The 12,920-nt window shown below is 39.0% G+C and carries 12 protein-coding genes and 1 pseudogene; 9 read left to right on the forward strand and 4 right to left on the reverse strand.

Going from position 1 to position 12,920, the window contains the following annotated elements; translation table 11 throughout:
- Positions 1–154: 154 nt before the first annotated feature.
- Both AACZ87_RS02580 and AACZ87_RS02585 read right to left on the reverse strand, forming a co-directional pair.
- Positions 155–1,531: a prolyl oligopeptidase family serine peptidase gene (locus AACZ87_RS02580; protein WP_339864556.1), complete on the reverse strand. Its 1,377-nt coding sequence runs from the start codon at positions 1,529–1,531 to the stop codon at positions 155–157.
- Positions 1,524–2,015: a GyrI-like domain-containing protein gene (locus tag AACZ87_RS02585; protein WP_339864558.1), complete on the reverse strand. Its 492-nt coding sequence runs from the start codon at positions 2,013–2,015 to the stop codon at positions 1,524–1,526. Before AACZ87_RS02585 ends, AACZ87_RS02580 begins: the two co-directional genes overlap by 8 nt.
- Before the next feature lie 297 nt (positions 2,016–2,312).
- On the opposite strand from AACZ87_RS02585, the gene AACZ87_RS02590 reads away from it, so the two are divergent.
- The 3 genes and pseudogenes from AACZ87_RS02590 to AACZ87_RS02600 all read left to right on the forward strand — a co-directional run bounded on the left by AACZ87_RS02590 (position 2,313) and on the right by AACZ87_RS02600 (position 5,060).
- Positions 2,313–3,707 carry a DEAD/DEAH box helicase gene (locus AACZ87_RS02590; protein ID WP_339864560.1) on the forward strand — a complete coding sequence of 465 codons (1,395 nt, stop codon included), beginning with the start codon at positions 2,313–2,315 and terminating at the stop codon, positions 3,705–3,707.
- A gap of 75 nt (positions 3,708–3,782) precedes the next feature.
- Positions 3,783–4,607: pseudogene (locus AACZ87_RS02595) on the forward strand (N-acetylmuramidase family protein).
- 9 nt (positions 4,608–4,616) lie between these two features.
- Entirely contained in the window at positions 4,617–5,060 is a 444-nt protein-coding gene (locus AACZ87_RS02600) for a DUF1572 family protein (protein ID WP_339864562.1), read from the forward strand.
- Between the two features lie 71 nt (positions 5,061–5,131).
- Here the strand turns inward: AACZ87_RS02600 and serA are convergent, their stop codons facing one another.
- Complete coding sequence (gene serA, locus AACZ87_RS02605) at positions 5,132–7,024, reverse strand: phosphoglycerate dehydrogenase (RefSeq protein ID WP_339864564.1); 1,893 nt, start codon at positions 7,022–7,024, stop codon at positions 5,132–5,134.
- Between the two features lie 225 nt (positions 7,025–7,249).
- Between serA and AACZ87_RS02610 the strand changes: the two genes are divergently transcribed.
- The 3 genes from AACZ87_RS02610 (at position 7,250) to AACZ87_RS02620 (ending at position 8,429) form a co-directional block, all read left to right on the forward strand.
- Positions 7,250–7,768, forward strand: coding sequence for a DUF4920 domain-containing protein (locus AACZ87_RS02610; RefSeq protein ID WP_339864566.1), 519 nt, complete (start codon positions 7,250–7,252; stop codon positions 7,766–7,768).
- A 1-nt stretch (position 7,769) separates the two neighbouring features.
- A complete protein-coding gene (locus AACZ87_RS02615) occupies positions 7,770–7,976 on the forward strand; it encodes a hypothetical protein (RefSeq protein WP_339864568.1) in 207 nt (68 codons plus the stop codon).
- A gap of 78 nt (positions 7,977–8,054) precedes the next feature.
- Positions 8,055–8,429 carry a DUF983 domain-containing protein gene (locus AACZ87_RS02620; protein ID WP_339864572.1) on the forward strand — a complete coding sequence of 125 codons (375 nt, stop codon included), beginning with the start codon at positions 8,055–8,057 and terminating at the stop codon, positions 8,427–8,429.
- Here AACZ87_RS02620 and AACZ87_RS02625 read toward each other — a convergent pair.
- Positions 8,423–9,961, reverse strand: coding sequence for a BCCT family transporter (locus AACZ87_RS02625; protein ID WP_339864574.1), 1,539 nt, complete (start codon positions 9,959–9,961; stop codon positions 8,423–8,425). The genes AACZ87_RS02620 and AACZ87_RS02625 overlap by 7 nt on opposite strands.
- A gap of 82 nt (positions 9,962–10,043) precedes the next feature.
- On the opposite strand from AACZ87_RS02625, the gene AACZ87_RS02630 reads away from it, so the two are divergent.
- From AACZ87_RS02630 to AACZ87_RS02640, 3 genes are all read left to right on the forward strand, one after another.
- Positions 10,044–10,424: a MauE/DoxX family redox-associated membrane protein gene (locus tag AACZ87_RS02630; protein WP_339864576.1), complete on the forward strand. Its 381-nt coding sequence runs from the start codon at positions 10,044–10,046 to the stop codon at positions 10,422–10,424.
- A gap of 116 nt (positions 10,425–10,540) precedes the next feature.
- Positions 10,541–11,218 carry a TetR/AcrR family transcriptional regulator gene (locus AACZ87_RS02635; protein WP_339864578.1) on the forward strand — a complete coding sequence of 226 codons (678 nt, stop codon included), beginning with the start codon at positions 10,541–10,543 and terminating at the stop codon, positions 11,216–11,218.
- 19 nt (positions 11,219–11,237) lie between these two features.
- A complete protein-coding gene (locus tag AACZ87_RS02640) occupies positions 11,238–12,920 on the forward strand; it encodes an ATP-binding cassette domain-containing protein (protein ID WP_339864580.1) in 1,683 nt (560 codons plus the stop codon).

Raw genomic sequence — 12,920 nt, forward strand, 5'->3', positions numbered from 1 at the left:
TTCCGATAATTTTAAGCTTGCGTTTTTAAGAATATGTCCGTCCAAGAAGAGTCGGGGACAATGTAAACTTGCCTTCGACTTCGCTCAGGCAGACATGGATCTATATAGTCAACAAAAAACTACTATTTACGACTTACCACTTTTTACACCAAAATCACTCTTTCCTCTGCGAAAATAGCCAAGGCCATAACTCGGGCTCATCACTTACTAGATTCCAGATATTATGCATCTCATTTTCGTATTCTGTGTATTTAGGAGATTTACCCGCAGCTTCCATAGCTGCTATCATCTCTCTGGATCCTGACACAGGTACATTCTTATCCTTTTCACCATGAAAAGCCCAAACTGTTACATCATTTATCTGAGAAGCTAGCTTTGGCTCACCTTCACCGCAAACGGGAATGGCAGCAGCAAACAAATCGGGTCTTTCTGTGATAAAATGCCACGTACCATATCCACCTCGTGAAACCCCTGTGATGTATCGGCGTTTCGGATCTATGTTTTCTTCATGGTCTAATCCCTCTAAGGCCTCGAAAACCAATCGATCAATCACAGGCGTATTTGGAACTCCGCCCCAACCTTCTCCATCAGGGCAGAAGGGTACAAAAATGTATGAAGGATATTTTATTCGATTAACATTTTCTGAAAGAATCAACGCTGCACTTGCTTCATAGCCAGCATAGGGAAGGGAAATAACAACTGGATATTGCTTTGTCGAATCAAAGTCAAGGGGTTTTAGCAGTAGGTAGTTTAGACTATCACCTTTGCTTCCTACAAACGTTTTTTCCTCAAAAAGTGCCTTCATTTGTTCGGCTCTTTCTTGATTTTTTCCCTGCCAGTAATGGGACATGTAACTGTCTTTTACAAAGAGAAATCCACTAGCAACAAAAGCAACGAACAAGAGGAATTTGAAAATCACATATCTGTTATCCGCTATTTTGGAAGCAACTTCATTCATTGATTTTAATTCCTCCTGGAAAGCTAGAACAAAGAAAATCGGGATAAGAGTTGTACTAAGGGAAACCCATCTGGATACTTGATCTAGCATATAAAGAGTAGAGCTTTCTTGAATTCTCAAAGCAATTAAGCTTATAAACAATAGAAGGCTACTACTGATAAGGATCAGAATTCCTGCTGGTTTAAGCCATTTTTGTCGTGATGCTTTTGAGAATACAAGGGTGCCACCAAATGCCAGTGAAGAGCAGAGTAGGAAAATTACAATTGTAAAATATATACTTGCAAGACTTCGATCAGATAGCATCTTATATAAGACAATCATCTGAACCAAGGTGGAAACGGCTGTAAGCAATAATGTATAAAAGGCAGATTTGTAGCCTTTTTGATAGAAATGCTTAGCTAGGATAGCAGTCCCAGCGAAATAAATAATATTCGAAATAAGGAAATAATACCCATACACGTCCAGGAAAAACACCTGTGCTCCAATACCTATATACGCGCCTGCATAAAGAAAACCCGTAATCAGGGTCAGAATCATGGCAAATATCCCGAAACTATATTCGCTTTTATTCATGGCTTTTGGGTTTGATGGGAATCCATAACTCCTCCTCGGAATCCGGGTCATTATTCTTATATTTTTCTCCCATTACAGCAAAATGAGGCCTATTGTCAAGTTGATATTTTGAATTTGGAAGCCAATTTCCTAGAATATGTTGATACATGGCAGGAGCTTCACTAGCTAATCCTTTGAAGGGAAATACCGCATATAGTCCAGCGGGGATAATTAAACTTTCCATTCCAACAGGTGAATCTTCAATAGTTGCAACTGGAACAGCCGCCCATTTTTCAAAATTAGTAGCAGGATTGAATTGATCGAAGTACGAAAGGGATGAATATACTTCCACTGAATACTGCTCATTGGATACTTTCCCTTCAATTTCATTTTTTCGGGGCATAAATTTCTGCCAAAGTTCCTGCGTTCTATTGGTTATGAAATTCATGTGAACTCGCATCCCAATAAGTTTGGTTACTGGAAGAGTTGTAATAGTAGGGGGCATGTGTTTACTTTTTTGGATTGTCTTTACTAAGACAGCTTTAAGATGAAAACTCTCCTAAATTATAAGCCAATTTATGTATTCTTGAAGAAAATGAGTGCAATAGGTATTTTCCAAGAGTAGTATGAATAAGCAAAGGAATGTGTGTTGTATTCAATTGACCTACTTAATATTGGCATTAATGAGGAGTCTTTGTATCTTAGAAAACTCAACTATTTGTGTTTCTGTACAATTAGGGGCTATATTTGGCAGGACGTAATTGATAACGTCTTCTTTTTACAATACTTCACTCACCACAATTTGGACTTCTCATCATTTAATTTCGAAACCTCGCTCCAGGAAGGACTGGACGCAATGGGTTTTGAAAAACCAACCCCAATCCAAGAAAAGGCTATTCCAGTCATCATGGAAAATAAGGATCTTATCGCTTGTGCCCAGACGGGAACAGGAAAGACCGCAGCCTTTATTCTGCCCATTCTTAACAAATTAAGTAAAGACGGTACGACTACATTGAATACACTAATTCTCGCACCAACACGAGAACTGGCCATTCAGATTGATCAACAAATACAAGGTTTTGCCTATTTCCTAGGTATCAGTTCTATTCCAATATATGGAGGAGGTGATGGCATCGTCTGGGAGCAACAGAAGAAAGCCCTGGAAACGGGAGCTGAAATTATCGTAGCTACCCCTGGTCGCTTGATTGCTCTTCTTGCTGGCGGTAAAATAGATTTATCAACACTAGAGCATTTGATTCTGGACGAAGCAGATCGAATGATGGATATGGGATTTTCGGATGATATCCTGAAAATCGTCAATTACCTACCAAAGAATCGCCAGACTATTTTATTCTCTGCTACCATGCCGCCGAAGATTAGGCAGTTTAGCATGAAGTTTCTGAATAATCCATCAGAAATTTCCATCGCTATCGGTAAGACAGCAAAAGGTGTAACTCAGACTATGTACTCTGTGTATGACACCCAAAAAGAAGAGTTAGTTAGAAATATACTCTCACAAAAAGCTTACGAAGCCGTAATTATCTTTGCATCGACCAAGGATAAAGTAAAGTCGCTTTATAAGGTGTTGAGAAAGCAATTTGAAATTGAAGCTTTTCACTCTGATTTAGAGCAGGTTGAGCGTGAAAAGATCATGTCTGATTTTAAAAACAAATCAGTTAAAATTCTGATCGGAACAGATATCATTTCAAGAGGTATAGATGTAGTGGGAATAGAGTTGGTAATCAATTATGACACACCATCGGATCCTGAAGATTATGTCCATCGGGTGGGTAGAACAGCCCGTGCTGATGCTGAAGGAGCCGCAATTACTTTTGTAAACCCAAAGGATCAATACAAGTTTGATAACATCGAAAAGTTGATCGGGATGAAAGTAACACAAAGTCCACTTCCGGAAGGATTTGAAGCTGGCCCTACCTATTCTGGAACTCCAGAAAAAGGAAAATCCGACTTTGGTTCAAAAAAGAAGTCCGGATATAATAAAAATAAAAAATCAGGTTCAGGAGGCAATAGAAAGCCTTTTCCAAGGAGAGAGAATTCTAATTCTGAACAGCCAAAGGCAAATCATACAAAGCCAGTAGAAGTTAAAACTCCAACTGAAGCTAAGGTTGCATCTCAGCAGAAACCTGGAAAACCGGGAAAATTTGGAACGCGAAAAAATGTGATTGATCCTGAGTAATTGATTAGCATCCGATTGCGATTATGAAGTACTTCAATTAACTTGAAGTACTTTTTATTTTTAAATCGTATCGTAATGCAATACATAAAACTCAAATCGCGAGGCTCTTCTGTATCATTTTTACAAGAGTTACTCGGAAAACTAGGCTACACAAATCCTTCATCGGGGTATTTTGGCGTTGAGACGGAAGTAGCTGTAAAAGACTTCCAAAGCAAAAACCAGCTAGTAGTGGATGGTGAAGTTGGAATTAAAACCTGGACCATGCTTTTTGACAAGACAAAGCCTGCCAATGTTCTTGGTGATATTTTTCTTGGTGAGCAGGACCTTGTTGATTTTTCAAAAAGATACCAGGTCGATCTCGCTGCAATAAAAGCGGTGAATGAAGTAGAGAGTTCTGGCAAAGGTTTTTTTATAGATGGAAGACCGAAGATTCTTTTCGAAGGACATGTTTTTTGGAGGCAGTTGAAGTCCAGAGGAATCAATCCTGAGGATTTCTCCAATACTTCCAACTCCTCAGTTTTATATAAGAATTTTAGCAAAAGTCATTATTTAGGTGGGGTAAGAGAATATGAACGTCTGGATCAGGCTGCTTCTATTTCCCCAGATCCAAAATTCAAAGAAGCAGCTTTGGCCTCCGCTTCATGGGGAAGTTATCAGGTAATGGGCTTTCATGCGATACCACTTGGCTATCCATCTGTACAGCAATTTGTGGATGAAATGTACACCCATGAGCGAAATCATTTAGAGGTATTTGGTCGATATATCCTGAAAAATGGCTGTTAGGAGTTTTTACAGGCCAAGAACTGGGCTAAGTTCGCAGCGTGCTATAATGGTGCGGCATATGCTCAAAATAAATATGATGAAAAGATGGCTAAAGCCTACTTGAAGTTTTCCAAATAATAATAAACTATGGTACTTGAAGAATTTATAAGACTTTTTGAGCGTGATATAGAACGATTGAAGCTTGAGATAAATGCGTATTCCAAAGAAGAGAATCTGTGGAAAGTAGAACAAAACATAACCAATTCGGCTGGTAACCTCTGCCTTCACTTGGTAGGGAATATGCTCCATTTCGTAGGTAAAGAAATGGGAGGGTTTGAATACGTCAGAGATCGTGAATTTGAATTTGCCGGGAAAAATGTTTCAAGAGCCGAACTGGTAGAGATGATTGAAAAGTTGAAGGGAGTGGTGACTGCTAGTTTGGAAGGGTTAGATGAATCTATGTTAGCAAAGGATTATCCATTAGAAGTCTTTGGTTTTCGGATGTCACATAGTTATTTCCTCATTCATTTGTTTGGGCATTTCAGTTATCACCTAGGTCAGATTAATTACCATAGGAGGTTATTAGACTAAGTCAATTCAAAAGTCAACAAAAAGTCCCGCTATAACGGGACTTTTCAATTGATTGTAACAATACTTAAATCTTAATAAAGAACTCTAAAGCGGATAGTTCCAGGAATATGCTTCAGCGCATCGATCGCTTCATTGGAATAAGCTTTATCAATATCTGTGATCACATAACCGATCTTCTCATTTGTCTTCAGGTATTGACCTACTATATTAATTTCGAAGTTTGCCAAGATTTGGTTGATTTTAGCCAATACCCCTGGCTCATTCATGTGAATGTGAATCAGTCGGTGTGCATTCTGTAGGAATGGAAGTTGGATATTAGGGAAGTTCACAGAGTTGTATGTATTGCCAGTGTTGATGTATTCCATGATTTTACCTGGAACAAATCGTGCAATGTTCTCCTGAGCTTCGGAGGTACTACCTCCGATATGAGGAGTAAGAATTGTATTTGGAAGTCCGATTAATTCCGACACTAAAGGTTCGGAATTGTTTTTCGGCTCTTCAGGAAATACGTCCACCGCACAACCTGCAAGGTGCCCGGAAAGAATCGCGTCTCTAAGAGCCGGTATTTCCACGACATGTCCACGGCTTAGATTGAGCAATATTGCCCCCTTCTTCATCAAGGCGATTTTCGATCTGTCCAAGATGTTTTCGTTCTCTTTTCTACCATCCACATGTAAAGTAATCACATCGCAGGTGCTTAGTAGCTCATCCAAACTTTCGATTTTGGTTGCATTTCCTAGTGCCAATCGCTCAATTACATCGTAATAGAAGACGTTCATTCCCATATTCTCAGCTAGCACAGAAAGTTGGGCACCAATATTACCGTAGCCTATAATGCCTAATTTTTTGCCTCTGATTTCAAAGCTTCCACTTGCAGATTTGTCCCATTTGCTTTGATGCAATGCGGCAGTTTTATCGGCAAACCCCCTCATCAGGAAGATGATCTCTGCGATTGCCATTTCCACCACAGATCTGGTGTTACTGAATGGCGCATTGAAAACTGCAATACCTTTCTCCTGACAGCCTTCAAGGTCGATTTGGTTCGTTCCTATACAGAACGCACCAACTGCGATTAATCGATTGGCATTTTCAAGTACTTTCCGTGTAATATTGGTCTTAGAACGAATACCAATGATGGAAACGTTTTTGATTTTCTCGCAAAGTTCTTCCTCAGACATTGCCGAGCTTACAACTTCTACTTCGTAGCCTTCTTCTTTGAGTAAATCGACACCGATTTGGTGGACATTTTCAAGGAGCAATACCTTGATTCTGCTTTTTGGGTAAGAGAATTTCGTATTCAAATTATTAACGTAAAGGATTTCATCCAAACTAGGCGCAATATGATCTGCCTCTTTGGTTACTTTAGGACGGTTTACATTTTCTGTAAATGCATAAAACTTATTGGCAAGGCCGGATTTCTTGATCTCATAATCAGTATAGCCATCACCGATCACGTAGATTTCACCTTCAAGATTGATTTTTTTGATGGTCTCCGCCTTTCCATTATTCTGGGAAAGGGGATTGTCTCTGTTGAAATCTACAATATTATCTGCACCATCGTAGACAAATTCGTTTGCAAAAACATTGTCTTGGTGGATCCCATAATCTCCTACAATTGGAATAATGAAATCCTTAAAACCGTTGGAAACTATGTAGATATTGTCTGCATTCTCTTGAAGAAACTCCTTATTTCTCTCAAAAGACTTGGATACTTTTAGTTTCAACGCTGCAATTAAATCCGTGATTTGGGATTTAGTTGCCTTGAGGATATCGATTCGTTGGATCAAACTATCGCGAAAGGTAACGTTGCCTTCCATTCCTTTATCGGTGATATCCTTGATGGCTTTTAATTTTTCATCTCTTTCTGGATCATTTAGAAGACTGATTTCTCCTAATATGTCCAGCGCTTCTACTTGCGTGAAAGTACTGTCAAAATCAATGATGAACTTAGTAGGGTGGGGCATGTGCAGGGTCAATAGGTTAATTTGAGTGTAAAATTACAGGATTGTTAAAAAAATCGAAGTTTTATTGAAAAAATTGTTTCAAATCTTTTTCGCAATCGATTTATTTGTAATAGATAGGCTAAATAGGCAGGAATTCCGAATTGCTATTAGTTTGCCAAACATTTATCTTATTCTTTTTCTCTCCAAATCTAAAGCGTATTTTTGGAGTATCAATCTCATACGACCATGAACAAATCTCATTTACTTATACTCGCTTTTGGTGTGGCTATTGGCACATCCTGTCAAAATCAAAAATCTGATTCAGAACTTCTAGGAGCTGAAACAGAAATTGCAGCGACTGATTCAATTCCAGGAAATTACGGAGCTGATTTGAAAGCTGATGAGATCATAGCTACATCTCAGATGATCGAGCAAGTAAATGAAAATGGTACTTTCGAAGGAAAAATCTCTGGAGAGATAAAAGAAGTTTGTACCAAAAAAGGATGCTGGCTTACCATGGATCTACCAAACGGTGAAAGTATGCGAGTGACATTTAAGGATTACGGTTTTTTCGTCCCAACGACCTCTCAGGGATATCCTATTGTTTTAGATGGTGTAGCAGTTTTGACCGAAACAGATGTGAAAACGCTAAGACATTATGCTGAAGATGAAGGTAAAAGTGCAGAAGAAGTTGCCGCTATCACTGAGCCTAAGCGTGAGATTACTTTTGAGGCAGTAGGGGTAGAGATTAAAGATAAAGCCTAATATGCCAATAGCGCTTGATAACCTGCGAGTAGGCAGAAAGTATCAGTTGATTAATATGGGTGAAATCAGACATGTTGAAATTATAGCTCGTCTGCGAGGTGCCAATTTCAAAGTCAAGGATCTTGATACCCTAGAATTTTACACCATTGAAGAGTTGCTGCAGTGGGGAATAGGAAAGGATTATGACATCGATGAAATCTATCGATAGGTCTAACTGTTTACCTGCAGACACTTGAAAACGTATAGTGGAGAAATCCAGTAAAATCACTCTTTATAAATTAAAAACATGAGTAAGGATAGTACTTTAAAGGCTATTGCTGGAGCAAAATGTCCACAGTGTCATGAAGGGAATCTTTTCTCAGTGCCAGTTTATAGCTTCCGAAAGCTTTCGCATGTGAATAAATCTTGTTCAGTTTGCGGAGCAAATTTTCACGCTGAGCCAGACTTCTTTTACGGAGCGATGTATGTGAGTTATGCTTTTTCAGTGGCTTTGGTGATCACGACGATGGTAGCTTTGAACGTGTTGATGGAACGTCCTGAGCTATGGATGTACCTTACCACTGTCGCCGTTTCTAATCTGATTCTGATGCCAATGATGCTTCGGTATTCAAAAGTCCTTTACCTCTATAATGTCGGGAAATTGAAGTATCGAGGTTATTGATTTGTTAGATGTTTTTTTGGTGAGAGAAGAATCATCAATAAACAAACCGATACAAGGAGCAGGAAAAAAAGTGCCGGAAATCCGCCAATCACAGACAAGATTCTCACTCCGTCTATTCCAGAATAAGTGATCATCACCCAAGACAAAAAACCGATCAATACTCCCCAAATTACTTTTAGGTTGGTATCTGATCGAAATGGATCTCCAGTCTGCTTTTTCATACTGATACTTGCCAACGCATCAGTGCTTGAATCAGCAGCCGTCACATAAGAGATAAAGATTCCTAGAATAAAGAGCTGTGCAAAGACCTTGAAGTATCCCATGTCTTCAAATACTTGATAGATAATGGATTCTGGACCAAAATTTTGGAAAGTGTCTTTGTATTCTTGGGTATTAATGGATGCAAAATCCAAGGTGGTACCTCCAAAAATCCCCATCCATATCAAACAGAAAAGAGCAGGAAAAAACCAGTTTACCAAAAGGAATTCGCGAACAGTTCTACCTATAGCTATTTTCCCCAGAAACAAAGCTGTCATCGGTGCCCACGCCATCCACATGGCAAAATTAAAAGTAGACCAATCGAAGGTCCAAGTATTTCCTGCTCCACTTAGCTGTAAGCTCAAATCTGTGAAATTCATAAAGTACTGGCTAAAACCAGTCAGAACGGAGGCGAGGATTTTTTCTTTTTCTCCTAAAATCACAAATAAAATGGCGATCAGAAAGAAGAAGCCAAGGTTGAAAAGGGACAGATTCTTTATTCCTTTTTCGATTCCTGTAGAGGCAGAAATAACGAAAGTGACTAGAATCCCTAGTGTGATTAGGGCAGAAAGTATAACAGAATTTAGCTCTGGGAAAAAAGCTAAAAATCCTCCGGACAGGCTCAAGATTCCAGCTCCAAGTGCAGCAGCCATTCCAGTTACGAGGGCAAATAGGCTAAACATATCCAAGCCAGTTTCCCAGAATCTATTTGGAGATGTACCAAGTATAGGCCTCAGCATGATACTGAGACTAAAATTGTTTTTGCCCGAATAATACATTAACGCAAAAACTAGGGCTGGAACGGCGTATATTGCATAAGGTGTAAATCCCCAGTGGAAGTATAAAGCTCCTAAAGCGAATGATTTGGCGGCATCTGAATTTGGTTCAAAATCCTTAAAATCCGGAGGGAAAAGAAAATGGGAGAGAGGCTCTGCACTTCCCCAAAACAAGATTCCAACTGCGATAGTTGTACACAGAACAATGGCAAACCAACTAATTCTTGTTAATCTAGGTGTGGCTGATTTTCCTCCTATTCTATAGTTTCCCAAAGGAGAGAAGAACACGGCAACTGCCATTAGAGTCATCGCAAATGATACCCAGCTAAATCCAATTGAAAAAATGATGAGTATAGTTTGCTGAAAACTTCTAAGTATGTCAATAAATGAAGTAGGAAAAAGAATACTGCTAAGTACAGCGAGTATTAGTAGTATAAAAGGTGGCCAGAAGACCCAAGGACGGACATTGAATTTGAAAAATGTGCTCTTTTTTGCCATGGAATGAGTAAGATACCTGAAATTGGTTTTCAACAAAAATCTAAAGTTCAATACCAGAAATATTGGTTAAGAAATTCTTTAAATGAAAAAGCTAAAAATCATTTCACTTTATGTGATGGCAGTGTTTTATACACTTGCCGGTATCAACCATTTCATTAACCCAGATGGCTATCTTAGATTAATTCCTGAATATCTACCCAATCATGTGCTGTTAAATTGCTTGGCTGGTGTTTTTGAAGTAGTATTTGGCTTGGGGCTACTCTTCCCCAGTTCACGTAGATGGGCTGCTTGGGGAATTATTCTGATGCTACTCGCTTTTATTCCTGCACATATATACTTTATTGAGATGAATTCCTGCGTAGAAAATGGGATTTGTCTACCTCCTTGGACAGGTTGGTTCAGATTGCTAATCATTCATCCTATTTTGCTTGTTTGGGCATTTTTATTTACTCGTAAAGTGTAATGCATGAAGTTGACAAAATCAGATTACATTGAGTCTGTTAGTATTACTAACTTTTTGAAAGATTTGTTAACTTTTTTCACTTACATGCGTTCTATGGGGAGTTACATTAAATTTCGATGGAAAACTTATTGAGTACAATGAAGATGGAGGTGCACGACAACCTTTATCTGAAGGAGCCTTTCAGCTCAGAATTGGGGAGTTCCATAGTGGAAGAGGGGGCAACTTTGATCCGTGATTTGGGGATGGAGCATTTTACATTTAAAAAGCTGGCCTTACAGATCGGCGTGACCGAAGCTGCTGTTTATCGGTACTTTGAAAACAAACACATGCTTTTGCTTTACCTTACAGCATGGTATTGGGCATGGATGGAAGTGAATTACGTGTATGCCACCGCCAATATGGAGAGTAGCAAAGATCGGTTGTCTATTGCTATGAAATTGATGGTGAATGGTCCCGTTTTTACTAAAAACACACATATCGATCCTCTTGATTTGAGAAATATAGTCGTCAATGAATCCCTAAAAGGCTATCTGACCAAAACTGTGGACATTGAGCATGAGAGTGGTATTTTTGCTCAAGTATATAATTTTGGAGACCGCATATCTAAGCTGATATTTGAAATAAACCCAAACTATCTCTATCCAAAAACTCTGGCTTATACGATCATGGAGTCTAGTTTACTTCATGCTTTCAATGCCAAGCATTTACCAGACATGACAGAGCAATCACTGGACTCAGAAAATCGACTGGTCTTTTTTGAAGATCTAATTCTAAAGGCAATTTCAAATGAATAGTGCGACTAAAATTACTCCAATGAAGCGATTCTTCAATTTGCTGAAGGAGGAGAAGGGTCAAGTATATTCCATATACTTTTATGCCATCTTGAATGGTTTGGTAACTCTATCCCTGCCATTGGGGATTCAGGCTATTTTGAATTTTGTCCTGGGTGGGAGGATTACTACTTCGTGGGTAATCCTGGTACTGATCGTGGCTGCAGGTATAGCTTTTGGTGGTTTTTTACAGATCTCTCAGTTACAGATTACCGAGAAACTTCAACAAAGAATATTTGCCAAATCTGGTCTTTCCTTAGCCTATAGACTTCCTAAGATAAAATCTGAGCTTTTTCATGGGACCTATGCTCCTGAAATTGTAAACAGATTTTTTGATACGGTAAACCTTCAAAAAGGAGTTTCCAAAATTCTGGTGGAATATTCAACGGCATTGATTCAAGTGGTGTTTGGTTTGATATTGTTATCATTTTATCACGCCACTTTCATCTTATTCGGTATCGTACTGGTACTCATTCTTGTGACAATATTTTATTTTACCAGTCCAAAAGGTATGGCCACGGCTATGAAAGAATCTACTTATAAGTATGAAACTGCTTATTGGCTGGAAGAGATTGGAAGGACGCTCAACTCCTTTAAGTTAGTTGGGGGGAATTCTAAACTCCCGATTCTCCGGGCAGACAAGCTTTTGAAGCGCTATGTGGAATTTCGAACTCACCACTTTTCGGTATTGATATTCCAGTATAAGGTATTAATAGGTTTTAAAGTACTGATTGTTGCAAGTCTCTTAATAGCTGGTAGTTTGCTCTTGATCAATGAGCAGATTAGTATTGGTCAATTTGTAGCAGCGGAAGTCATCATTCTGATGGTAGTAAATGCTGTGGAGAAATTGATTCTATCTCTTGAGACGGTTTATGACACGTTGGTGGCCACGGAGAAATTAGGCCTAGTAATGGATATGGAAATGGAAGGTCATAATGAGGCAGAGAAAGACATTACGGCACTTTCTAAAGGAATCAAGTTGGCGATGGAGAACGTTACTTTTCAACCAAGAGATGTCAGTAAACCGATTTTAAGTGGAGTTAGCTTTTCTATTGATGCCGGTTCGAAGGTTGTAATTACTGGAAAAAGTGGAAGTGGTAAAAGTGCGATGCTTGCGTTGCTTTCTGGGTTATATGAGAGCTATGACGGGGAAGTAAAAGTAAATGATCTTCCTCTTGAAATGATCAATTTGGACAAATACAGATCTGTGGTTGGGGATTGCTTGGAGTTGCAGCAAATATTTCATGGGACAATTGGGGAGAATATTATGGTAGGTCGTGATATTGATCCCATTCAGCTTGCTTCATTAATCGAATTGGTAGGTCTGAAGGATTTTATCTACCAATTGCCTGAAGATATGGAAACCGTACTTCTACCTGAAGGTAGAGGGCTTTCTAGAAAGTTAGCTCAGGCTATACTATTGGCTAGAGCTTTTGTGGGAGAGCCAAGAGCACTTATCCTGGAAAATGCCCTTCTGCATGTAGACAAGGATATAAAATCCAATGTAATGGCTTATTTATTTGGCGGAAACTGGACTTTGGTTATGGTATCTCAAGATGAAGAAGTTTTGAAAATGGCTACTCAGATTATAGTAATGGACGATGGTAAACTTGTTTATAACGGTAATCAGTCGGGTTATCAGAAGTTTTTAACCCTTAACTCTTAA

The organism is uncultured Algoriphagus sp., assembly GCF_963974365.1.
Lineage (GTDB): Bacteria > Bacteroidota > Bacteroidia > Cytophagales > Cyclobacteriaceae > Algoriphagus.